Origin of the sequence: Georgenia alba (assembly GCF_042665525.1) — a bacterium.
Classification (GTDB): domain Bacteria; phylum Actinomycetota; class Actinomycetes; order Actinomycetales; family Actinomycetaceae; genus Allobogoriella; species Allobogoriella alba.
In genome coordinates this window covers 318,341-340,555 of the sequence record NZ_JBHTCQ010000004.1, presented here as the reverse complement: position 1 = coordinate 340,555, position 22,215 = coordinate 318,341, and the positions used below count along the sequence as shown (strand labels likewise).

At 71.2% G+C, this 22,215-nt stretch carries 24 protein-coding genes; 19 read left to right on the top strand and 5 right to left on the bottom strand.

Annotated elements, in window-relative coordinates; translation table 11 throughout:
• The first annotated feature begins 4 nt into the window (after positions 1–4).
• The 15 genes from ACFQQL_RS17580 (at position 5) to ACFQQL_RS17510 (ending at position 14,666) form a co-directional block, all read left to right on the top strand.
• The gene (locus ACFQQL_RS17580; RefSeq protein ID WP_382396461.1) at positions 5–727 is read left to right on the top strand and encodes a helix-turn-helix transcriptional regulator; all 723 of its coding nucleotides are present in this window, start codon (positions 5–7) and stop codon (positions 725–727) included.
• Positions 727–2,178 (top strand): Fe-S cluster assembly protein SufB, encoded by a 1,452-nt coding sequence (gene sufB, locus ACFQQL_RS17575; RefSeq protein ID WP_382396460.1) that lies wholly within the window; start codon positions 727–729, stop codon positions 2,176–2,178. Before ACFQQL_RS17580 ends, sufB begins: the two co-directional genes overlap by 1 nt.
• A gap of 26 nt (positions 2,179–2,204) precedes the next feature.
• Positions 2,205–3,443: a Fe-S cluster assembly protein SufD gene (gene sufD, locus ACFQQL_RS17570; protein ID WP_382396459.1), complete on the top strand. Its 1,239-nt coding sequence runs from the start codon at positions 2,205–2,207 to the stop codon at positions 3,441–3,443.
• A complete protein-coding gene (locus ACFQQL_RS17565) occupies positions 3,440–3,778 on the top strand; it encodes a non-heme iron oxygenase ferredoxin subunit (protein ID WP_382396458.1) in 339 nt (112 codons plus the stop codon). The genes sufD and ACFQQL_RS17565 overlap by 4 nt, the downstream gene beginning before the upstream one ends.
• Before the next feature lie 47 nt (positions 3,779–3,825).
• Positions 3,826–4,584 (top strand): Fe-S cluster assembly ATPase SufC, encoded by a 759-nt coding sequence (gene sufC / locus ACFQQL_RS17560; RefSeq protein WP_382396457.1) that lies wholly within the window; start codon positions 3,826–3,828, stop codon positions 4,582–4,584.
• Between the two features lie 14 nt (positions 4,585–4,598).
• Positions 4,599–5,921 (top strand): SufS family cysteine desulfurase, encoded by a 1,323-nt coding sequence (locus ACFQQL_RS17555; RefSeq protein ID WP_382396456.1) that lies wholly within the window; start codon positions 4,599–4,601, stop codon positions 5,919–5,921.
• A 3-nt stretch (positions 5,922–5,924) separates the two neighbouring features.
• Entirely contained in the window at positions 5,925–6,407 is a 483-nt protein-coding gene (gene sufU / locus ACFQQL_RS17550) for a Fe-S cluster assembly sulfur transfer protein SufU (RefSeq protein WP_382396455.1), read from the top strand.
• A complete protein-coding gene (locus tag ACFQQL_RS17545; protein ID WP_382396454.1) occupies positions 6,404–6,736 on the top strand; it encodes a metal-sulfur cluster assembly factor in 333 nt (110 codons plus the stop codon). The genes sufU and ACFQQL_RS17545 overlap by 4 nt, the downstream gene beginning before the upstream one ends.
• 70 nt (positions 6,737–6,806) lie before the next feature.
• The gene (locus ACFQQL_RS17540) at positions 6,807–7,385 is read left to right on the top strand and encodes a DUF6928 family protein (protein ID WP_382396453.1); all 579 of its coding nucleotides are present in this window, start codon (positions 6,807–6,809) and stop codon (positions 7,383–7,385) included.
• A gap of 7 nt (positions 7,386–7,392) precedes the next feature.
• A complete protein-coding gene (locus ACFQQL_RS17535; protein ID WP_382396452.1) occupies positions 7,393–8,508 on the top strand; it encodes an alpha/beta hydrolase in 1,116 nt (371 codons plus the stop codon).
• A gap of 117 nt (positions 8,509–8,625) precedes the next feature.
• Entirely contained in the window at positions 8,626–9,714 is a 1,089-nt protein-coding gene (locus tag ACFQQL_RS17530; RefSeq protein WP_382396451.1) for a LacI family DNA-binding transcriptional regulator, read from the top strand.
• A 50-nt stretch (positions 9,715–9,764) separates the two neighbouring features.
• Complete coding sequence (locus ACFQQL_RS17525; protein ID WP_382396450.1) at positions 9,765–11,090, top strand: ABC transporter substrate-binding protein; 1,326 nt, start codon at positions 9,765–9,767, stop codon at positions 11,088–11,090.
• The gene (locus ACFQQL_RS17520; protein ID WP_382396449.1) at positions 11,087–12,037 is read left to right on the top strand and encodes a carbohydrate ABC transporter permease; all 951 of its coding nucleotides are present in this window, start codon (positions 11,087–11,089) and stop codon (positions 12,035–12,037) included. The genes ACFQQL_RS17525 and ACFQQL_RS17520 overlap by 4 nt, the downstream gene beginning before the upstream one ends.
• Entirely contained in the window at positions 12,024–12,956 is a 933-nt protein-coding gene (locus ACFQQL_RS17515; protein ID WP_382396448.1) for a carbohydrate ABC transporter permease, read from the top strand. Before ACFQQL_RS17520 ends, ACFQQL_RS17515 begins: the two co-directional genes overlap by 14 nt.
• Positions 12,957–13,058: 102 nt before the next feature.
• Positions 13,059–14,666 carry an FAD-dependent oxidoreductase gene (locus ACFQQL_RS17510; protein ID WP_465254074.1) on the top strand — a complete coding sequence of 536 codons (1,608 nt, stop codon included), beginning with the start codon at positions 13,059–13,061 and terminating at the stop codon, positions 14,664–14,666.
• Between the two features lie 37 nt (positions 14,667–14,703).
• Here the strand turns inward: ACFQQL_RS17510 and ACFQQL_RS17505 are convergent, their stop codons facing one another.
• Together ACFQQL_RS17505 and ACFQQL_RS17500 are read right to left on the bottom strand one after the other, a co-directional pair.
• Positions 14,704–15,690, bottom strand: a complete 987-nt coding sequence (locus tag ACFQQL_RS17505) for an ABC transporter substrate-binding protein (protein ID WP_382396446.1) — start codon at positions 15,688–15,690, stop codon at positions 14,704–14,706.
• Between the two features lie 25 nt (positions 15,691–15,715).
• Positions 15,716–16,732, bottom strand: a complete 1,017-nt coding sequence (locus tag ACFQQL_RS17500; protein WP_382396445.1) for an amidohydrolase family protein — start codon at positions 16,730–16,732, stop codon at positions 15,716–15,718.
• A 209-nt stretch (positions 16,733–16,941) separates the two neighbouring features.
• Between ACFQQL_RS17500 and ACFQQL_RS17495 the strand changes: the two genes are divergently transcribed.
• Positions 16,942–18,555, top strand: coding sequence for an ABC-F family ATP-binding cassette domain-containing protein (locus ACFQQL_RS17495; RefSeq protein ID WP_382396444.1), 1,614 nt, complete (start codon positions 16,942–16,944; stop codon positions 18,553–18,555).
• Here ACFQQL_RS17495 and ACFQQL_RS17490 read toward each other — a convergent pair.
• From ACFQQL_RS17490 to ACFQQL_RS17480, 3 genes are read right to left on the bottom strand one after another with little or no spacing between them, the layout of a single operon-like run.
• Positions 18,542–19,393 carry an SURF1 family cytochrome oxidase biogenesis protein gene (locus ACFQQL_RS17490; RefSeq protein ID WP_382396443.1) on the bottom strand — a complete coding sequence of 284 codons (852 nt, stop codon included), beginning with the start codon at positions 19,391–19,393 and terminating at the stop codon, positions 18,542–18,544. The genes ACFQQL_RS17495 and ACFQQL_RS17490 overlap by 14 nt on opposite strands.
• Positions 19,390–19,620 carry a hypothetical protein gene (locus ACFQQL_RS17485; protein ID WP_382396442.1) on the bottom strand — a complete coding sequence of 77 codons (231 nt, stop codon included), beginning with the start codon at positions 19,618–19,620 and terminating at the stop codon, positions 19,390–19,392. The genes ACFQQL_RS17490 and ACFQQL_RS17485 overlap by 4 nt, the downstream gene beginning before the upstream one ends.
• Entirely contained in the window at positions 19,617–19,958 is a 342-nt protein-coding gene (locus ACFQQL_RS17480; RefSeq protein WP_382396441.1) for a DUF3099 domain-containing protein, read from the bottom strand. Before ACFQQL_RS17480 ends, ACFQQL_RS17485 begins: the two co-directional genes overlap by 4 nt.
• Positions 19,959–20,101: 143 nt before the next feature.
• Between ACFQQL_RS17480 and fabG the strand changes: the two genes are divergently transcribed.
• From fabG to ACFQQL_RS17465, 3 genes are read left to right on the top strand one after another with little or no spacing between them, the layout of a single operon-like run.
• On the top strand, positions 20,102–20,830 hold the full coding sequence (gene fabG / locus ACFQQL_RS17475) for a 3-oxoacyl-ACP reductase FabG (RefSeq protein WP_382396440.1): 729 nt from the start codon (positions 20,102–20,104) through the stop codon (positions 20,828–20,830).
• 49 nt (positions 20,831–20,879) lie between these two features.
• Positions 20,880–21,647: an enoyl-ACP reductase FabI gene (gene fabI / locus ACFQQL_RS17470; RefSeq protein ID WP_382396439.1), complete on the top strand. Its 768-nt coding sequence runs from the start codon at positions 20,880–20,882 to the stop codon at positions 21,645–21,647.
• Positions 21,647–22,156 carry a SixA phosphatase family protein gene (locus ACFQQL_RS17465; RefSeq protein WP_382396438.1) on the top strand — a complete coding sequence of 170 codons (510 nt, stop codon included), beginning with the start codon at positions 21,647–21,649 and terminating at the stop codon, positions 22,154–22,156. The genes fabI and ACFQQL_RS17465 overlap by 1 nt, the downstream gene beginning before the upstream one ends.
• Positions 22,157–22,215: the final 59 nt, after the last annotated feature.

Genomic DNA, 22,215 nt, shown 5'->3' with positions numbered 1-22,215 from the left:
AACCATGCGCGCCTCTCAGGCCGAGCCACGCCAGGACGCCGAGGCGACCACGCGCGAGAAGGTCCTCGAGCTCGTCGTCGAGCAGGGCCCGGTCAGCGCCGCCACCCTGGCGCAGACGCTCGAGCTGACCCCTGCTGCGGTGCGCCGCCACATTGCGCACCTGCAGGACGTGGGACAGATCGTGGTGCACGAGCCCGCGGGACCCGGGCAGCGCCGTCGCGGACGGCCCGCCCGCCACTACGTGGCGACCGACGCCGGCCGCGCGGGCCTCGCGGACGCCTACTCCGACCTGGCCACCCACGTGCTGGACTTCCTCCAGCAGGTCGCCGGAAAGGACGCGCTGGAGAAGTTCGCGGAGGACCGCGTGGACGAGCTGGAGCGCCGGTACCGACCGGTCATCGATCGCGCCGGCGAGTCCCGTGCTGCACGGGTCCAGGCGCTCGCCGAGGCGCTCACCGCCGACGGCTACGCGGCGACCATCCGCGGCATCGGCAGCCAGGCCATCGCGCTGCAGCTCTGCCAGGGGCACTGCCCGGTGCAGGACGTCGCGGCCGAGTACCCCCAGCTGTGCGAGGCGGAGACCCAGGCGTTCTCCCGCCTCCTGGACGTCCATGTCCAACGCCTCTCGACCCTTGCCGCCGGCGGCCACGTGTGCACCACGCACGTGCCGCTGGCCGTCCCGACCCCCACGCGTCACCCCAGGACGGGGAGAACGGAAGGAAACTGATGACGTCGCCCACCCAGCAGGACGCCAGGGCTCCAGGCGAGCCGATGACCCAGGACGAGACGATCGCGTCGATCGGCAACTACAGCTACGGCTGGGCCGACCCCGACGTCGCCGGCGCCGACGCCCGCCGAGGGCTCGACGAGGACGTCGTGCGCAACATCTCGTCCCTCAAGGACGAGCCTGAGTGGATGCTCAAGCGCCGCCTCAAGGCGCTGAAGCTCTTCGAGAAGAAGCCCATGCCCACCTGGGGCGCGGACCTGTCGGACATCGACTTCGACACGATCAAGTACTTCGTCCGGTCCACCGAGAAGCAGGCCGCCTCGTGGGACGACCTGCCCGAGGACATCAAGAACACCTACGACCGGCTCGGCATCCCCGAGGCGGAGAAGCAGCGCCTGGTGGCCGGCGTGGCCGCGCAGTACGAGTCGGAGGTCGTCTACCACCAGATCCGCGAGGACCTGGAGAAGCAGGGCGTCGTCTTCCTCGACACGGACACCGGGCTGCGCGAGCACCCGGAGATCTTCGAGGAGTACTTCGGCACGGTCATCCCCTCCGGTGACAACAAGTTCGCCTCGCTGAACACCGCGGTCTGGTCCGGCGGCTCGTTCGTGTACGTCCCCAAGGGCGTGCACGTCGAGATCCCGCTGCAGGCCTACTTCCGCATCAACACCGAGAACATGGGCCAGTTCGAGCGGACCCTGATCATCGCGGACGAGGGCTCCTACGTGCACTACGTCGAGGGCTGCACCGCGCCGATCTACAAGACCGACTCGCTGCACTCCGCCGTCGTGGAGATCGTCGTGAAGAAGGACGCGCGCGTCCGCTACACGACCATCCAGAACTGGTCGAACAACGTCTACAACCTCGTCACCAAGCGCGCCACGGTCGAGTCCGGCGGCACCATGGAGTGGATCGACGGCAACATCGGCTCCAAGGTGACGATGAAGTACCCGGCGGTCTACCTCATGGGGGAGCACGCCCGCGGCGAGACCCTGTCGATCGCGTTCGCCGGCGAGGGCCAGCACCAGGACACCGGCTCCAAGATGGTGCACCTGGCGCCGCACACCTCGTCCTCGATCGTCTCCAAGTCCGTCGCCCGCGGCGGCGGACGGGCCTCCTACCGGGGACTCGTGCAGGTCCTCGAGGGCGCCGGCCACAGCAAGTCGAACGTCCTGTGCGACGCGCTGCTCGTGGACCAGGTCTCGCGCTCCGACACCTACCCGTACGTCGACGTCCGCGTCGACGACGTCGAGATGGGCCACGAGGCCACGGTCTCGAAGGTGAGCGAGGACCAGCTGTTCTACCTCATGTCCCGAGGGATGGAGGAGACCGAGGCCATGGCGATGATCGTCCGCGGCTTCGTCGAGCCCATCGCCCGTGAGCTCCCGATGGAGTATGCCCTGGAGCTCAACCGCCTGATCGAGCTGCAGATGGAAGGGGCCGTGGGTTAGTGACGAACACAGCCACCACGACCGATATGACCGACACCGCGGAGCACACCGCGCAGAACCTCACCACCGACCACTCCCGAGCCGCCGCCGACGGCGCGGACAGCCACGGCGTGGGCACTCCCGCGGGCTCGCGGGCCGACCGGGGCACCTCCTTCGCCCTGGCCGACTTCCCGCTGCCCACGGGGCGCGAGGAGGACTGGCGCTTCACGCCGGTGCACCGTCTGCAGAAGATCTTCGCGGGCGACCTGACCGGCAGCGGCCCGGTGGTGAGCGTCGAGCACGACGACGCGGTGCGGGTCGAGACGGTCGGTCGCGACGACAGCCGGCTCGGCACCGTCGGCGCCCCGGGCGACCGGTCCTCCGCCGCGGCCTGGGAGTCCTTCCGCGAGGCGCTCGTGGTCACCGTCCCGAAGGGGCACACCGAGGGCCGGCACACCACGGTCACCGTCTCCGGCGAGGACGGTGCGGCCGCGGAGCCGGCCGGCCAGCACGTCCTGGTGATCGCCGAGGAGCTCAGCGAGTCCCTCGTGGTCCTCGACCACCGCGGCGCGGCGCACCTGTCGCAGACGGTGGAGGTCGACGTCCGGGACGGCGCCCACCTCACCGTGGTCTCGGTCCAGGACTGGGACGACGGCGCGGTCCACCTGGCCGCCCACCGTGCGAAGCTCGGTCGGGACGCACGCCTGAAGCACATCGTCGTCACGCTCGGCGGCGACGTCGTCCGCGTCACGCCGGACGCGGCCTTCACCGCGCCCGGCGGTGACGTGGAGATGCTCGGCCTGTACTTCACCGACTCCGGCCAGCACCAGGAGCACCGGCTCTTCGTGGACCACGCGGTGGAGAGCTGCAAGTCCCGCGTGACGTACAAGGGTGCGCTCCAGGGCGCCAGCGCGCACTCCGTGTGGGTCGGCGACGTGCTGATCCGCAAGGAGGCCGAGGGCACCGACACGTACGAGCTCAACCGGAACCTCGTCCTCACCGAGGGCGCCCGGGCGGACTCCGTGCCGAACCTGGAGATCGAGACCGGCGAGATCGAGGGGGCCGGCCACGCCTCTGCGACCGGCCGGTTCGACGACGAGCAGCTGTTCTACCTGCGCTCGCGCGGCATCCCGGAGGCCGACGCCCGCCGGCTGGTGGTGCGGGGCTTCTTCGCCGAGCTCATCAACCAGATCGGCGTCCCGCTCGTCCAGGAGCGGCTGATGGCGGCGATCGAGGAGGAGCTGGACAAGACGATGCACCAGGAGCGGGAGGCAGTCACCCGATGAAGGAGCACGTCGCCGACGTCGGCGACCTCGAGCCCGGTGAGGCGCTGGCCCTCGAGCTCGACGGCCCCGACGGCTCGCCGGTCCCCGTCGCGCTGGTGCGGGACGAGGACGGCGAGTTCCACGCCATCTCGGACATCTGCTCGCACGGGCAGGTGAACCTCTCCGACGGCGAGGTCGACGGCTCGACCCTCGAGTGCTGGCTGCACGGGTCGACCTTCGACCTGCGCACCGGCCGCCCCACGGGCCTGCCGGCCACCCAGCCGGTGCCGGTCTACCCGGTGACCGTCGAGGGGGACCGGGTGCTCGTCGACCTCGACGTGACCGTGAACGCCTGATCGCCACCACCACAGACTTCGACAGCAGAGAAGAGAAGAAACCACAGATGTCCACTCTCGAGATCAAGAACCTCCACGTCTCGGTCGAGACGAACGAGGGTCCCAAGCCCATCCTGCGCGGTGTCGACCTGCGGGTCGCCTCCGGCGAGATCCACGCCATCATGGGCCCGAACGGGTCCGGCAAGTCGACCATGGCGTACGCCATCGCCGGCCACCCGAAGTACACGATCACCGACGGCGAGGTGCTGCTCGACGGCGAGAACATCGCCGACATGACGGCGGACGAGCGCGCCCGCGCGGGCATGTTCCTCGCCATGCAGTACCCGGTCGAGGTCCCCGGCGTGACCGTCTCGAACTTCCTCCGCACCGCCAAGACCGCGCTGACCGGCGAGGCGCCCGCGCTGCGCCAGTGGGTCGGCGACGTCAAGGACGCCATGACGAAGCTCCGCATGGACCCCGACTTCGCGCAGCGCGACGTCAACCATGGGTTCTCCGGTGGCGAGAAGAAGCGGCACGAGATCCTGCAGATGGAGCTTCTCAAGCCGAAGTTCGCGGTCCTCGACGAGACCGACTCCGGCCTGGACGTCGACGCTCTGCGGGTCGTCTCCGAGGGCGTGAACCGGGTCCACGAGGAGACCGGCCTCGGCGTGCTGCTCATCACGCACTACACGCGGATCCTCAACTACATCAAGCCCGACCACGTGCACGTGTTCGTCGAGGGCCGGGTCGCCGAGCAGGGCGGCCCCGAGCTCGCGGACCAGCTCGAGGCCGAGGGCTACGACAAGTACCTCACCGCCCGGGTCTGAGAGGCCAGCACGCCATGAGCGCCGCACCCGAGGCGACCGCCGTCGCCGGCTCCGCCCGCTCCTTGAGCGCGGCGGAGCTGGCGGCCGTGCGCGCGGACTTCCCGATCCTCGGGCGCACGGTCCGCGGCGACCGGCCGCTCGTCTACCTCGACACGGCGGCCACCTCCCAGAAGCCACGGTGCGTCCTGGAGGCGGAGCAGGAGTTCTACGAGCGCACCAACGCCGCCGTGCACCGGGGCGCCCACCAGCTCGCCGAGGAGGCCACCGAGGCGTACGAGGCGGCCCGGGCGGCCGTCGCCGCGTTCGTCGGTGCGGGCACGGACGAGGTCGTGTGGACCAAGAACGCGACCGAGGCGCTGAACCTCGTCACCTACGCGATCTCGAACGCCTCGCTCGGGCGCGGTGGGCCGGATGCCCGGGAGCGCCTCGCGCTGGGCCCGGGCGACGAGATCGTCGTCACCGAGGCCGAGCACCACGCGAACCTCGTGCCGTGGCAGGAGCTCGCGGCCCGCACCGGTGCCACCCTGCGGTGGATCGGCGTGGGCGACGACGGCCGGCTGGACCCGGGCACCTACGGTGTGGTCACCGAGCGCACCCGGGTGTTGGCCCTGACGCACGCCTCGAACGTCACCGGCGCGGTCAGCCCCGTCGAGGAGCTGGTAGCGACGGCCCACGACGCCGGGGCACTGGTGGTGCTGGACGCCTGCCAGTCCGCCGCCCACCTGCCCCTGGACCTCGGGGCCCTCGGCGTCGACTTCGCGGCGTTCTCCGGGCACAAGATGCTCGGTCCCACCGGCGTCGGCGTGCTGTACGGCCGCCGTGATCTGCTCGCCGCGATGCCGCCGGTCCTCACCGGCGGGTCCATGGTGGAGGTCGTCACCATGGAGTCCACGACCTACATGCCGCCGCCGCAGCGGTTCGAGGCGGGCACGCAGATGGTCGCCCAGACCGTGGGCCTGCACGCGGCGGTCGACTACCTCGCCGAGCTCGGCATGGACGCGCTGGCGGCGCACGAGGCCGAGCTGACCCGGCTCCTGCTCGAGGGCATCGCCTCGGTGCCGGGGGTGCGGGTGCTCGGCCCCACCGAGCCGGCGAGCCGGCTCGCCGTCGTCGCCTTCGACGTCGAGGGGGTCCACCCGCACGACGTCGGGCAGGTCCTCGACGACGCCGGCATCGCCGTGCGCGTCGGGCACCACTGCGCCCAGCCGGTCCACCGTCGTCTCGGGGTGCACGCCTCGGCCCGCGCCTCGGCGGGGGTGTACACGACGGCGGAGGAGATCGAGGCTTTCGTGGAGGCACTGGGCTCCGTGCGTCCCTTCTTCGGGCTGGCGAGGTGAGCCGTGGCTGAGGCGATCGAGCAGCTCTACCAGCAGGTCATCCTCGACCACTCGCGGGAGCGGCACGGCGTGGGAGAGATCGACCCGTTCGACGGTGAGTCCTTCCAGGTCAACCCCACCTGCGGCGACGAGGTCCGGCTGCGGGTGCGCCTCGACCACGCCGCGGACCGCTCTCCGGTGCTCAGCGAGGTCGGCTGGGTCGGCCAGGGGTGCTCGATCTCCCAGGCGTCGCTGTCGATCCTGCACGACCTGGTCACCGGCCGGTCCGTGACCGAGGTCGAGGAGCTGGGGGAGCGGTTCCGAGAGCTCATGCGCGCCCGCGGCGCGCTCGAGGAGGACCAGCAGGACACCCTCGAGGACGCCGCGGCGTTCGTGGGTGTCGCCAGATACCCTGCCCGCATCAAGTGCGCGCTGCTCGGGTGGATGGCGCTGCGCGACGCACTCGCGCACGCGCTGACCGCCGAGCCGAAGGAGACAGACTCATGAGCGAGACCACCAACCCCTCGCCGACCACGGCCGCGGACGTCGAGGAGGCGATGCGCGACGTCATCGACCCGGAGCTCGGCATCAACGTCGTCGACCTCGGGCTCGTCTACGGCATCACGGTCGACCAGAACAACGAGGCCGTCATCGACATGACGCTGACCTCCGCCGCCTGCCCGCTGACCGACGTCATCGAGGACCAGGCCGCGCAGGCCCTCGAGGGGCTCGTCGCCGGGCAGCGCATCAACTGGGTCTGGATGCCGCCGTGGGGTCCGGAGAAGATCACCCCGGTCGGCCGCGAGCAGCTGCGCGCCATCGGCTTCAACATTTGAGCTCGCGGACCGGAGCCGGTCCGCCGCAGGCTCGGTGACGGGCCGGCCTCCATCGCCTACGGTGGACGGCATGAGCCTGTCGATCGTGTGTGCACTCTCGCCCGGTGCCCCCGGCGAGGACATGGTTCGTCACCCGGCAGGCGGCCCGGAGGCCGCCCAGGAGGCGATGTCGCGCCTGTACCCCGGCCGACGGTACGTGCTCTCGGGTCCGGCCGACCCGGAGGCAGAGTTCGTCGCGGTGCAGACGTACGGCCCGACCGTGCTCCTGGTGGGCGACGACGGCTACAAGGCCACGCTCCCGGACGGCTGGGGTCGTTTCGTCTACTCGTACGAGTCCACGGCGATGGCGGCCGAGTTCGAGATCGACACCCCCACGCTGCAGCGCACGGTGGCGATGTCTCCAGGGGTGGTGGAGATGACCACGGGAGAGCCGCTGCCCTTCGAGGCACCGTTCGTGCAGGACGGCGCCGCCGCGGGGGACGCCGACACCGAGGGCCTGGGGATCGCGGCCGCGCGGTGGATGTTCGGCTACGAGGTGACCAGCGCGGACCCCGTGGACTGGATCGCGTTCGAGGGCACGCCCACGCAGGTGCTGCGGGTCACCTCACCCAACGGAGACCTGCACATCCTGCAACCCGCCGCCGTCTGATGTCCTCGTGACGTCCTGGGCCCGGCTCGCGCTGCTGCGTGCCGCCGGCCTGCCCCTCCGGCTCCTCGGGCGCCTTCCCGCGCCAGTGCTGCGGCTGGTGGCCGGACCGCCGCGCGTCGTCGCCGGGCGGACGCTCGCCGTGGACGTCCAGGCCGCGCAGCGCCTGCTCGGCACCGCCCCGGAGCGGCCCCCGGGAGCCCCTGTCGACGCGGCCGGCATGCGGCGACGGACCGCGGTCCAGGCGGCACTGGTGGGTGCGCGTCCGCGGGTGCACCGGGTGGTCGAGCTGGTCCTCCCGCGCCCCGACGGCACGCTCGCCGCGCGCGCGTACCGGCCCGCGCCGGGACGCGCCCCCGGGGTGGTGGTCTACCTGCACGGCGGCGGGTGGGTCACGGGCGACCTGGAGACGCACGACGGCGTCTGCCGGGTCCTGGCGCTGGAGACCGGGTTCGACGTGGTGGCGGTCGACTACCGCCGTGCCCCCGAGCACCGGTATCCGGCGGCCGTGACCGACGCCGTCGCCGCGTTCCGCGCCGTGCGGGACCACCCGGCCGCCCAGGGCCGGCCGGTCGCGGTCGCGGGCGACAGCGCGGGCGGCTGCCTGTCCGCCGTCGTGGCACGCCGCACCCGCGACGACACCCGCGCGGGCGGCGCACCCGGCTCGGGCGCACCCGCCGCCCAGCTCCTGCTGTACCCGGGCACGGACATGACCCGGCACCGACCCTCGTACGCCTTGTTCGGCACCGGCTACCAGCTCGGTGCCGCGGACGTCGACGTCTACCGCGACCTGTACCTGGGTGCGGAGCCACCCGGCGCGGCCGGCCCGCCCCCGGAGGCCGCCGAGCCGGACGCCTCGCCGCTGCTGGCGGAAGACGCCGACCTGGCGGGAGTCGCACCCGCGCACGTCGTGGTCGCCGGCTTCGACGTCATGCACGACGAGGGCGTCGCCTACGCCGAGCGTCTGCGCACGCTCGGCGTGCCGACGCGGCTCGTCGTCGAAGAAGGCCTGGTGCACGCCTTCGGCAACGCCGCCGGCGCCCTCCCCACGGCGGCCCGGGCCCTGCGGAGCGCCGCGCGGGGGCTCCGGGAGGCGGTTGCCGACACCGCTCCCGAGCTTCGCTGAGATTCAGTGGCCGAACCGCCTGTGCGGATCGCCCAGGGGTGTCAGGATGGCCATGAAATTGCGGTGAACTAGCGCGATACAGGATGTGCGTTCATGAAACGAGTGACGATTCGCGACGTGGCGGCCCACGCCGGTGTGTCCGTCGGCACCGCCTCGCGAGTGCTCAACGACGAGGCCTCCGTCGCGGCCGACATGCGCGAGCGCGTCCTGCTCGCCGTCGAGGAGACCGGGTACCGGCGCCTGCGCGCCCGCACCGTCGGTGCGGAGACCGAGATCGCATTCCTTGCGGTTCTGCGGGACGTCGATGAGGCGCGGCCCGAGCTCGACTACTTCTGGGCCGGGATCCTCAAGGGTGCGGAGGTGCACGCCCGCCGCTCGGGCGCGCGGATCTCCTACCGGGCGCTGCACGGTCTGGACCACGACCGAAGCGTCGCCGAGCAGCTGGGAGGGTCGGCCCCTGAGCATGCGCTGCTGGTCGGCCCGGCACCCGACGCGAGCATCCGCGAGCTCCGTGACATGGGCGTGTCCTTGGTCCTGGTCGACAACGCCATCGAGGGCGAGCCGATCGTCTCCGTGAACTCCGACAACTTCGGCGGCAGCCTCTTGGTCATGGAGCACCTGCTCGGCCTCGGCCATCGGCGTATCGCCTACGTCGGTGGACCGCCTCGCTCCGGTGCACCGGACGCGGATGCCATCCACTCGATCAGCCTGCGCACGCTCGGGTACAGGCACGCGCTGGAACGCCGCGGCATCTCCGTCGATCCGGCGCTGGTCGCCCGGTGCGACCTGAGCGTGGACGGCGCCGCCACGGCGGTCGAGCGACTCCTGGACGACGGAGCGCAGTTCTCGGCGGTCTTCTGCGCGAACGATCCTGCGGCGGCCGGCGCCATACGCGCCCTGCGACGGCGTGGGCTCAGCGTGCCGGGTCACGTCTCCGTCGCCGGCTACGACGACCAGTTCGGTGATCACGTCGAGCCACGGCTCACCACGGTCCGCGTCGACCGGACCGCCCTCGGGGCGACGGCCGTCGACGCGCTGCTGGCGGTCGCCCGCGCCGCCCATCCGCTTCCGCCCGCCACCCGTGTCGTACCCGTCGAGTTCGTCCGGGGCGCCTCGACGAGCGCACCTGTCGCGCTCGCTCCGGTAGCCGGGGCGCCAGAGGTGGACGGGACCACCGACGCCGGAACCGTCGGCGACAGTTCCTGACCCATGGCGGCCGCACCTGGCGGCCTTCCATCACTCACAAGGGAGTCGTGATGTCTGGATCAATGACGAGGCGGGCCGTTCGGCTCGCAGCGGCCGTGGTGGGCACGGTCGGCCTCACCGCGGTGGCGGCGTGCTCGGGAGAAGGTGAAGCCACCGAGCCCTCGGCCGGGACGCCGTCCGAGCCCGTCGACCTACGGATGACGACGTGGAGCAGCAACGAAGAGCATCAGGCGATCTTCACCGAGATCGCCGACGCCTACATCGCCGAGAACCCCGACCTCGTGAGCTCCATCGAGTTCGACGGGATCGTCGAACCCGGCCAGTACGTCCCGACGGTCACCACCCAGATCGCCGGCGGCGAGTCGCCCGACCTCATGTGGGCGTCCGAGGCCTACGCCGCCGAGTTCGTGCAGAGCGGGGTCTTCGCGGACCTCGGTCCCGTCCTGTCCGAGACCGAGGGCTACGACGTCGAGGACCTCGTGCCCGGCGCGATGGAGCTGTGGAGCGAGGGGGAGTCGATCTACGCCTACCCCTTCTCGACAAGCCCGTTCGGCATCTACGTGAATCTCGATCTGATCGAGGCCGCGGGCCAGCCCGATCCTCGCGAGCTCATGTCCACCGGGGACTGGACGTACGACAAGCTGGTCGAGGTCGCCGCGGCGACCAGTGCGAGTGAAGACGTCGCCGGGCTCCATTTCTCCGCCGAGGACCCGTACGCCACGCCCATCGACTCGATGGGGCCGATCGCCCTCGCCTGGGGAGCACGACCGTGGAGCGAGGACGGCACCCGCTGCGAGTTCACCAGTCCCGAGAGCGCGGCGTTCTACGACTGGTTCCACACCCAGGTGTTCGACACGAACGCGATACCTGGTCCCGGTGAGACCGCGGACTTCACGTCGGGTCAGTCGGCCTTCATGATGGGCCAGCTCAGTCTCTCTGCCGGGTTCGCGGACGCGTTCGCCTGGGACTTCCTGCCGCTTCCCGCCGGCCCCGCCGGAACCGTTCCGGTGATCGGCCAGGGCGCCGTCGGCGTCGTCGCGAACAGTGCGCACCCGGAGATCGCTGCGCACTTCCTCGCCTATTTCACCAACCCGGAGAATGCGGCGAAGCTCGCTCAGTTCTTCCCGCCGCCGCGTGCTTCCCTGCTCGAGGTCGGGACGCTCTCGGAGGCCGCCCCTGCGCTCAACGAGGAGCAGATCCAAGGGACCGTGATCGACCAGACGCTCGAAGCCACGACCAAGCCCGGCCACGCGAACCTGAGCCGGATGGTGGACACGATCCGCGCCGCCATGGATCCGATGTGGACGCCGGACGCGGACGTCGAGGCGGTGCTCACGGATGTGTGCTCGCAGATCGAGCCGAGCCTCGGCCAATGACCGCGACTGACAGCGTCGTGGCGGGGGACACCTCGTCCGCCACGACGCCACCGCGCGGCGCCGGCTCACACCGGCGCGCTCGGTGGGAAGCCGCCGTGGGGATCGCGTTCGCGTCCCCCGCGGTCCTCGGGGTGCTCGCCTTCGGACTCGTGCCGTTCGGGTTCGTCATCTGGTTCGCGCTGCACGACTGGAACCCGCTCGTCGGCATCTTCACCTGGTCGGGGCTGGACAACTTCGCGAGGTTGCTCGGCGACGAGGTCGTGTGGGGATCGCTCGGAACGACCTTCGCGTTCACCGGTCTGCTCATGGTCATGAACATCTCCCTGGCGATGGTCCTCGCCGTGCTCATCAACCAGAGGTTGCGCGGAATCACGGCGTTCCGCGCCTTCTTCTTCTCGCCAGTGGTGGTGGCCGCCGTCGCGTGGGTCCTGATCTGGGAGTACCTCGTCGCCGCCAACGGGGGGATCAACGGCTTCCTCCTCGGCCTGGGCGTCGAGGGGCCGAACTGGCTGCGCGATCCTCGAACGGCGTTGCTGACCGTCGTCGTCATCCAGGTGTTCAAGGGGGTCGGCATGAACATGATCCTGTTCCTCGCCGCCTTGCAGGGAGTGCCGTCGGAGCTCAAGGAGGCTGCCCGGATCGACGGGGCCGGCGCGTGGCGCTCGTTCTGGCGCGTCACCATCCCGCTCATCACGCCAACGATCCTGCTCGTATCGATCATCACGATGATCGCGGCGCTGGACGTGTTCGTCCCCATCCAGGTGCTCACCGAAGGAGGCCCGGGCCGGTCGACGACCGTGATCTCCTACCTGCTGTACCAGACGGCGTTCCGGCAGAACGACTTCGGCTACGCCTCCGCGATCGGTGTGCTCCTCTTCCTCGTCACGCTGGGGCTCACCGCTCTGCAGTGGTGGTCGCGGCGGAGGTGGGCCCATGACGAAGTCTGACGGCCTGGTGCTGGCCGAGCGGCGTTCGGTGGCGGCCACCGGCCGGACGGAGCGGGCGCCGCGTCCGGCACCCCGGCGCAGGGCTGTGCGGCCGGTGCTCGTGAAGGCCGCGCTGTACGTGCTGCTCGCGATCATGTCGACCCCGTTCGTCTACCCGACGATCTGGATGGTGTTCGCCGCCTTCAAGCCGGTGAACGAGATCTTCGCGGTCCCGCCGACCCTGTTCCCGCAACAATGGACGCTCGACGGCGTCTCCCAGATCTTCACGGTCGTGCCGTTCGCGCGTCAGTACCTCAACTCGCTCTACATCGCGGTGATCGTCACCGCCGTGTCGATCGTCGTCTGCGCGTTGGCCGGCTATGCCTTTGCGCGCATCCGGTTCCCGTTCCGCTCCGGGCTCTTCCTCCTCCTCATCTCGGCACTGATGATCCCCGGGGAGGTCACGATCATCCCGATCTTCCGATGGGTCGCCGAGCTCGGGTTGATGGACACCCACTGGCCGCTCATCGTCGTGCCGATCTTCGGACCGCAGTGCGTGGTCGGGGTCTTCATCTTCCGCCAGTTCTTCCTGTCCTTGCCGGACGAGCTGGAGGAGGCCGGTCGGCTCGACGGCCTGGGCCGTCTGGGGATCTTCTGCCGGATCGCGCTCCCGCTCGCCGGTCCTGCGATCGCCGCGGTCGGGATCATGAAGTTCCTCAGCTCGTTCAACATGTACTTCGAGCCGCTCATCTTCTTGCGCAGCCAGGAGATGTTCACGGTCGGGCTGGGCCTCACCCAGTACCGGGACAGCTATGGCGAGCCCATGTACAGCACCCAGATCGGCGCGACCGCGCTGACGATCATCCCGGTGCTCGTCGTGTTCCTCTTCGCCCAGCGTCAGTTCGTCGAGGGGCTGAGCCGTAGCGGGATCAAGGGATGACGGCGGCATCCAGCGGCTCGGACCGCCGCCGAGGTGCCGCCTCCGGGCCTCGTCAGCCGGCAGGGCCGTGGTCGTTCAAGGGACAGGGAGACCAGCGTGGAGATACAGACTGACATCGCCGTCATCGGTGGTGGCCTCGGGGGCGTGTCCGCCGCGCTCGCGGCACTCGAGTCGGGGCAGCGCGTCGTGATGACGGAGCCGACTCGCTGGCTGGGCGGGCAGCTGACGAGCCAGCTCGTCCCCACCGACGAGCACCTGTTCATCGAGAAGGACGGGGCGAACCGCTCCTACCGGGCGTTCCGTGACGGGCTGCGCGGCCTCTACCGCACGCGGTTCCCGCTGACCGACGCCGCGCGCGACGATCCGCATCTCAACCCCGGCGCCGCCTGGGTCAGCCCCATCAGCGTCGACCCGCGGGTGGCCGTGACGCTCATCGAGGAGCTGCTGCTGCCGTACGTCAGCGCGGGTCGTCTCACGGTGCTCCGGGAGACGGCTCCCCAGGTGGTCGAGACGGACGGCGACCGGGTCACCGGTGTCCGCGTGGTGTCCGCCGACGGGGCCTCCACGGACATCTCTGCGGCCTACGTCCTCGACGCCACCGAGCTCGGCGACGTGCTCGAGCTCGGCGGGATCGAGTTCGTCGCCGGTCGTGAGTCGCAGCAGATGACCGGTGAGCCCAGCGCGGCCGAGACGGCCGATCCCACGGACATGCAGTGCGTGACGTGGTGCTTCGCGATGGAGCACCTCGCGGGTGAGGATCACACGATCGACCGGCCGGCCGACTACGAGCACTACCGGGACTGGCACCCGCACCAGCTCGACGGGAGACGCCTGATGGGCTGGGAGGACGGTCTCGACCCCTCGGGACGTCCCCGGCGCGTGTGGCAGATGACCCCCAACCCGGACGACGACCCGTCCGCCGTGGACCCCGACCATCGCAACATGGGCCCGACTCCCGAGCTGTGGACGTATCGGCGGGTCGCGGCACGGCGACAGTTCCGGGACGGGTTCTACCCCAGCGACATCACGATCGTGAACTGGCCGATGAACGACTACGCCGGCGGTGCCCTGTTCGGCGTCCCGGACGCGGCCGAGCACTGGGTGCGGGCGAAGGAGCTCAGCCGATCGCTGCTGTACTGGCTCCAGACCGACGCGCCGCGGCCGGACGGCGGGACGGGCTGGCCCGGGCTCCGGCTGCGCGCGGACGTCGCCGGTACCGATGACGGGTTCGCCATGCACCCGTACATCCGGGAGTCGCGGCGCATCGTCGCACGGAAGACGGTCGTCGAGCAGGAGGTCTCCCTCACTCTGCGGGGTGAGCGCGGAGCAGCCAGATACCCGGACACGGTCGGCGTCGGCCACTACTTCTGGATCGACCGGCACGCCTCGACCGTGAGCGGTCGTCATCCGGGCGACCGACCTCAGCCGTTCGAGATCCCTCTCGGGGCGCTCGTGCCGCAGCGTGTCCGCAACCTGCTGCCCGCCTGCAAGAACATCGGCACCACGCAGATCACGAACGGGTGCTATCGGCTGCATCCCGTCGAGTGGTCGGTCGGCGAGGCGGCCGGCACACTCGCGGCCTTCTGCCTCGAGCGCGGGACCGAGCCGCACGCGGTCCACGCCGAGCCGGCGTTGCTCGAGGAGTTCCAGTCCTTGCTCGCTCGTCGCGGCGTCCAGCTTCGGTGGCCTGCGGATCTCCGGTGGGGCTAGCCGAGACGGGCTTCGCCCGAGCGGGCCCGCGCCCGCCTCACTCCTCGTACAGCAGCGTGCTCAGGTCGACCTCGCTGTCCAGGATCCCGTAGGTCACCAGGCTCTCGTTGATGAGGGCCAGCGACTCCTCGTCGTTCGTGCCGTGCCACACCGGCAGCGAGAGGTCCGCGGCGATCTGCGGGTCGAAGTCGCCCAGCTCGGGCAACGCGTCCCGGAACGCCTGCGGGTCCTCGGCGATCGCGTCCGCCGTGGCCTGCACACCGGCCTGGAAGTCCGAGACGAGCTCGGGGTCGGTCTCGGTTGTCTCCTGCGTCATCACGTACGCGCCGATCTGCAGCCCGGGCCGCAGCGCGGTGTAGGGACGGGCGACGGCCGTCATGCCGTCCGAGACGGCGGTGGTGAGGAACGGCTCGATGAGCACCGCGGCGTCGACGTCGCCGCGCTCCAGGGCGGGCTGCATGTCGGGGAACGGCAGCTCGACGAGCTCGACGTCCTCCAGGCTGAGGCCCTCGGCCTCCAGCACGTTGCCGATGACGACCTCGTTGATGTTCTCGAGCGTGTTGACCCCGATCCGGGCGCCGGAGAGGTCCTGCGGCCCGGCGATGTCGCTGTCCGCGGGAACCACCAGGCCGGAGAAGTCCTCCTCGCTGTCCTGCGCCGCGGACGTGCCCGCGGCGACGATCGACAGCGGCAGTCCTTGGCTACCGGCGAGGAGCAGCGAGACCACGTTGGAGCCGGCCGCCTCGATCTCTCCGCTCATCAGCGCCGGGACAGCCGCGGACCCACCCATCTGGGTGCTGACCTCGACGTCGAGGCCCTGCTCCTCGAAGTAGCCCTCCTGGACGCCGTAGGTCAGGAACAGCGACGGCATGCCGTTCGTCTCGGCGACGGTGATCGCACGCGGGCCGCCGCCCTCGCCCTCACCGCCACCGCCGGTGCCCTCGCCGCCGGACCCGCCGCCGCAGGCGGCCAGGGCGAGCGCCGCGCAGGCCGTCAGGGCGATCGTGCTCGTGCGTCGTCGCATGTCTGTGCTCCTCACAGTCCGATCCTCACAGTCCGAAGAGGGCCGTGGCGTTGCCGCGGTAGACGGCCTCTCGCTCGGCGTCGCTGAGGTCGACGTCGTGCTCGAGGTTGGCGATGGTGGCGCGGATGTAGCCCGGGCCCTTCTCGGGGTCGTACGGGCTGTCGGAGGCGAACAGCACCCGGTCGGTGCCGAAGAACCGGATCGAGGTGCCGAGCGCGTCACCGGCGCCGAACATCGCGGTGTCGACGTAGAACTGCTGGAAGTAGTCGATCGGCCGCCTCGTCAGCGGGTAGCCGGTGATGTCCTCCCGCTGCTCCGGCGGGGTACGCGCGCCGAGCTGGTCCCAGCCCGGCCCGACCCGCCCGGCGAAGTGGGGGATCATCGCCCCGGCGTGGTGCATGAGGATCTTGATGCCGGGCCACTTCTCGAACGCGCCGGAGAAGACCATCCGGGCCATGAAGGTCGCCAGGTCGTACTCCCAGCCGAGCGTCCACCAGATCTCGAACTTCGAGCGCTCCTCGGTGGGGTAGTCCGCCCAGGAGGAGTTCCGGTTGGGGTGGACCTGGATGACCTTCTCGCGGGAGGCCACGTACTCCCAGAAGACGTCGAGGCGCGGGTCGTCCATCGGCCGGCCGTGCACGTGGCAGTAGACCTGCACCCCGACGGCACCGAGCTCGTCGAAGGCGTACCGCGCCTCCTCAGTCGCGCGCTCCGGGTCGTCCAGCGAGACCGCGGCGCAGAACCCGGCGAACCGGTCCGGGTGGTCCGCCACCAGCTGGGCCAGACCGTCGTTCGCGATCCTCGCCATCTCCGCGGTGCGCTCGGGCGGGCCCACATCCTCGACCGCGGGGGCGGTGAGGTTGATGATCTGACGGTAGTCGCCGAACTCGTCCATCTGCCGGAAGCGGACGTCCAGGTCCGTCAGCGCGGGGATGTTCCGCGTCCGCTCCTGCAGGTTCTTCAACGCCGGGCTGTCGTCGATGGCGAAGAACCGCTCCGCGTACGCGGGCGGGATGAGATGGCAGAACGCGTCGATCTTCACTGACCACTCCCTGTCGGCATCGACTCACGGTCGCGGGCACGCTAGCAGCGGCGGTCTCAGCCCACGGATGACGTCCCGCATGGCGGAAGCGGCGGGGGTGCGTGAGGAAAATCGCCGCGGTCCGGCCGGTCAGCGGGCCTAGAATCGTCCGGGCGCCCGCCCCCGACGGCGGCCGAGACGCGCCCCGAGTCGTCACGTTCTGAGGTTCCATGATCACCGCCCACGACATCTCCGTGCGCATCGGCGCCCGCGAGCTGCTGCACGAGGCGAGCCTGCGGATCGACTCCGGGATGCGGATCGGGCTGGTCGGTCGCAACGGCGCCGGCAAGACCACGCTGACGAAGCTGCTGTCCGGGCAGGAGGAGACGGCGTCGGTCATCCAGCACAGCGGCCGGATCGTCCGCACGGGCGAGATCGGATACCTCCCGCAGGACCCGCGCACCGGTGACCTGCAGGTCACCGCCCGCGACCGGGTGCTCTCCGCCCGTGACATCGATCAGATCCTGCGCCGCATCCGCAAGGCCGAGGAGGCCATGTCGACCGCGGAGGGCGAGAAGCAGCAGAAGGCGATGGAGCGGTACGTCAGGCTCGACGCCGAGTTCACCGCGCAGGGTGGGTGGGCCGCCGAGGCGGAGGCGGCGACCATCACCTCCCACCTGGGCCTGCCGCAGCGCGTCCTCGACCAGCCGCTGGAGACGCTCTCCGGAGGGCAGCGGCGCCGCGTCGAGCTCGCCCGGATCCTGTTCTCCGGCAGCGAGACCCTCCTGCTGGACGAGCCGACCAACCACCTGGACCACGACTCGATCGTGTGGCTCCGGGAGTACCTGCGCAGCTACTTGGGCGGGCTGGTGATCATCTCCCACGACGTCGAGCTGCTCCGCGAGGTCGTCAACCACGTCTGGTACCTGGACGCGAACCGGTCGGTGCTCGACGTGTACACCATGGGCTGGGACGCCTACGTCAAGCAGCGGGAGACCGACGAGCGGCGCCGACGTCGGGAACGCGCCAACGCCGAGAAGAAGGCCGGCGCGCTCATGGCGCAGGCCGACAAGATGCGCGCCAAGGCCACCAAGGCGGTCGCCGCGCAGAACATGGCCCGCCGCGCCGAGCGTCTGCTCGCCGGCCTCGAGGAGGAGCGCCGCTCCGACAAGGTCGCCGCCCTCCGCTTCCCGGACCCGGCCCCGTGCGGGCGCACCCCGCTGACGGCGCACGGCCTGAGCAAGTCCTACGGGTCGCTCGAGGTGTTCACCGACGTCGACCTCGCCGTCGACCGCGGCTCGCGCGTCGTCGTCCTCGGCCTGAACGGTGCCGGCAAGACCACGCTGCTGCGGCTGCTGGGCGGGATCGAGGAGCCCGACACCGGCGAGGTGGTGCCCGGGCACGGCCTGAAGATCGGCTATTACGCCCAGGAGCACGAGACGCTCGACCTCGACCGCACGGTCGTGGAGAACCTGCGCAGCGCGGCTCCGGACCTGGACGACACCGGCGTGCGGTCCGTGCTCGGGTCATTCCTGTTCTCCGGCGAGGATGCCGACAAGCCCGCGAAGGTCCTCTCCGGCGGGGAGAAGACGCGCCTGGCGCTCGCGGTGCTCGTGGTCTCCGCGGCGAACGTGCTGCTGCTGGACGAGCCGACCAACAACCTCGACCCGGCCAGCCGCGAGGAGATCCTCGCCGCCCTGCGCTCCTTCCAGGGCGCGGTCGTGCTCGTCACGCACGACGAGGGCGCCGTCCAGGCACTCGACCCGGAGCGGGTGCTGCTGCTGCCCGACGCGGACGAGGACCTGTGGAACGAGCACTACATGGAGCTCGTCACCCTCGCCTGAGCTGGGCGTCGATGAGGGCGTCCTCTTCCTCCTCGGCGCTCGGACGCCGTCGACCGGACGGCGCCGGCTCGCCCTCGGCCGCCTCGCGCCGGGCCAGCACCACCAGGGCCACCGGGGCGCCCACGGCGAAGAGCCACCACTGGATCGCGTAGGACAGGTTGACGCCCCAGCGCGACTCGGGCCGGTCGTAGCCGCCCAACGGCTCGGCCGCCTCGAACTGCCCGCCCGGGGCAGGCAGCTCCCGGGTTGCGGCCACGTACCCCTCCAGCACGACGGCGTCCGCGCCCAGGTCCGGGACGCCGGCCGCGGCGAGCACACCGTCCGGGTCGAGCGTGTACACCTGCCCCGGGGGCGGGTCCCGGTCGATCGGCTCCTCGGCCTGGCGCAGCCGCGCGGTCAGGGCGATCCCGGCGCGCGGGGCCTGCGGGACCGCGCCGGCGTCGACGGTCTCGGTCGGCAGCCACCCGCGGTCCACGACCACCACGAGCGGTCCCTGCGGGGTGTCGGCGACGAACGGCGTCACCAGGTGCGCGGCGGGGGTGCCGTCCTCCGGGCGGTTCCGCAGCAGGAGGGTGGCGTCCGGGACGTACCGGCCGGTGACCTGGACGCGGCGCCACTCATCCTGGGGCCGCACCATCGGGTCCGTGCCCAGCACGTCCGGCAGCGGCGCCGCGGGCGCGTCGAACGCCGCCTCGACCTGCCGCGCCTGGGCCAGCTCGTCCTCGAACCGGCTCCACTGCCACAGCCCGAGGAGCACGCACAGGGCCGCGAAGGCCAGCGCCGCGGCCCCCAGCCCCAGCCAGCGCGGCGTCCTGAGGAACCCCAGACGGCCGCTCACCCGTGCGTCTCGTCCAGCTCGTCGACGGCGATGACGTCACGCAGGAGGGACCGGTCCCCGAGGAAGCGGGAGAGGTGCTCGCGATGGTCCTCGCAGGCGAGCCAGACCTTGCGCCGTGCGGCGGTGTGCAGGCGAGGGTTGTTCCACAGCAGAGCGTGCACCGCGTCGGCAGAACAACCCTTCGCGCTGCACCGCAGGTCCTCGTCCTGCGCGGGGAACAGGCTCACCGTAGGTACTCCGAGGTCGGGTCGTACCCGAGCTGCCGCTCCGGCGGCAGGCCCGGCTCCGGGGGCACCATGCTCTGCGGGACCTCCGTCTTCTCCCGCCCGGCGTTGGCGAGGATCACCGCCACGGCCGGGAGGATCACGGCCGCGGCCACACAGGCCACCTTCCACCAGCCCGGGACGACGAGCATCAGCAGGAAGCACGCCGTGCGCAGGCCCATGGAGAACAGGTAGCGCACGGTGCGGTCGTGCACGTCCTGGGACAGCGGGCGCGGGGCGGAGGTGATCGAGACGACCTCGTTCCGCCCCCTTCGTCCGCCTGGGTGGCGGGTGATCCTCACCTTCCCCAGGCTACGCCGCCACCAGGTCTCCTCGCGTCCGCACATCGCAGCTCCCTCCGGCGGGCGGGCGCCCCGGCCGTTTTCGACCGCGCACACACCGCTCGGCTACGGTTTCCCCTCAGTAACCTGACGACGAAGGGGAGATGTCCGTGACAGACCGGACCGACGGCGCTCGCACCGTGCTGGTCACCGGCGCGAACCGGGGGATCGGCCGCGCGATCGCGGAGCGATTCGTGGCCGCGGGCGACACCGTCGCCACCCTCTATCGGTCCGGCGACCTGCCGGACGGCGTGCACGGCGTCGTCGCCGATGTGCGGGACACCGCGGCCGTCGACGCGGCGTTCAGCGAGATCGAGGAGCAGCACGGGCCGGTCGAGGTCGTCGTCGCGAACGCCGGCGTCACCCGCGACCAGCTCCTCATGCGGATGAGCGACGAGGACTTCGAGACCGTCCTGGACACCAATCTCGCCGGCGCGTTCCGTGTCGCGCGCCGAGCCGCCAAGGGCATGATCCGCGCACGACGGGGGCGGATCGTGCTGATCTCCTCCGTCGTCGGGCTGTACGGGGGGCCGGGCCAGGTGAACTACTCGGCCTCGAAGGCCGGCCTGGTCGGCATGGCACGCTCCATCACCCGCGAGCTGGGGGGACGGGGCATCACCGCGAACGTCGTCGCCCCCGGGTTCATCGACACGGCCATGACCCAGGCCCTGCCGGAGAAGCAGCAGGAGACCTACCTCGCGGCGATCCCCGCCGGCCGCTTCGGCGCGGTCCAGGACGTCGCCGCCGCCGTGGAGTTCCTCGCCTCACCCGGGGCGGCGTACATCTCCGGAGCCGTCATCCCGGTCGACGGCGGCCTCGGCATGGGGCACTGACACCTCCGCCGCAAGCACCCCAGCCAGAGCGATCGCGAGAAGGAGACCGATGGGACTGCTCGAAGGCAAGAAGATCCTCGTGACGGGGGTCCTGAAGGACAACTCGATCGCGTTCCACGTGGCCCGGCTCGCCCAGGAGCAGGGGGCCGAGGTGGTGCTCACCTCATTCGGCCGGCAGTTCCGGCTCACCGAGGTCACCGCACGCCGCCTGCCGCAGCCGGCGCCGGTGGTCCAGCTGGACGTGCAGAGCGACGACGACCTGGCAGCCCTCGCGGAGCGTGTCGGTGAGCACGTCGACCGGCTCGACGCGGTCGTCCACTCGATCGGCTTCGCACCACAGTCGGTGATGGGCGGGAACTTCCTCGCGGGGGAGTGGCCGGACGTCGCCACCGGGCTGCACGTCTCGGCCTACTCCCTCAAGGCGCTCGCGGTTGCGGCCAAGCCGCTCATGGCCGAGGGGTCGGCGATCGTCGGCCTGACGTTCGACGCGAGCTTCGCGTGGCCCGTCTACGACTGGATGGGCGTGGCCAAGGCCGCGTTCGAGTCGACGGCGCGCTATCTCGCTCGTGACCTCGGGCCGGACGGCATCCGGGTCAACCTCGTCTCGGCCGGCCCGGTGAAGACCACGGCCGCCACCTCGATCCCGGGGTTCGAGCAGGTCGAGGGCGGGTGGGGCGAGCGTGCCCCGCTCGGCTGGGACGTCGGCGACGCCGAGCCCACCGCACGCGCCGTCGTGGCGCTGTGCTCTGACTGGTTCCCGCGGACGACGGCCGAGATCGTCCACGTGGACGGCGGCGTCCACGCCATGGGGGTGTGATGGCGGTGGCCGGGCCCAGGACGCTCGTCCTGCTGCGGCACGCCAAGGCCGAGCCCGCGGGTGACAGCGGCGACGTGCGCCGCCCACTGACCGCGCGCGGGAGGCGCCAGGCGGCCGCCGTCGGCCCGCAGCTCGCCGCTCTCGGCGGCGTCGACCTCGCGCTGGTCTCCTCGGCGCTGCGGACCACGGAGACCTACGAGCTGCTGGCGCACCACCTCTCCGTGCACAGCCACGAGGTCCGCGACGAGCTGTACCAGGCCGGCCCGGGAGACCTTCTCGAGCTGCTGCGTGAGGTGGACGGCGACGTCCGCTCGGTGCTCGTCGTCGGGCACGAACCGACCATGTCCGGCACCGCGTTCGTGCTGCACGACACCCGCGACGACCTGGCCAGCCAGGTCAGCCTCGGCATCCCGACCGCGACCGCGTGCGTGCTCGACGTGCCGCATCCGTGGGCGCAGCTCGACCGGTCGGGGGCGCACCTGCGGCAGATCGTCCGGCCGGGCGAGTAGCCCCGCCGCAGCCCTGGCGGTCGGCGCCCGAGAGGCGCACAATCGACAGTGCCGAGGAG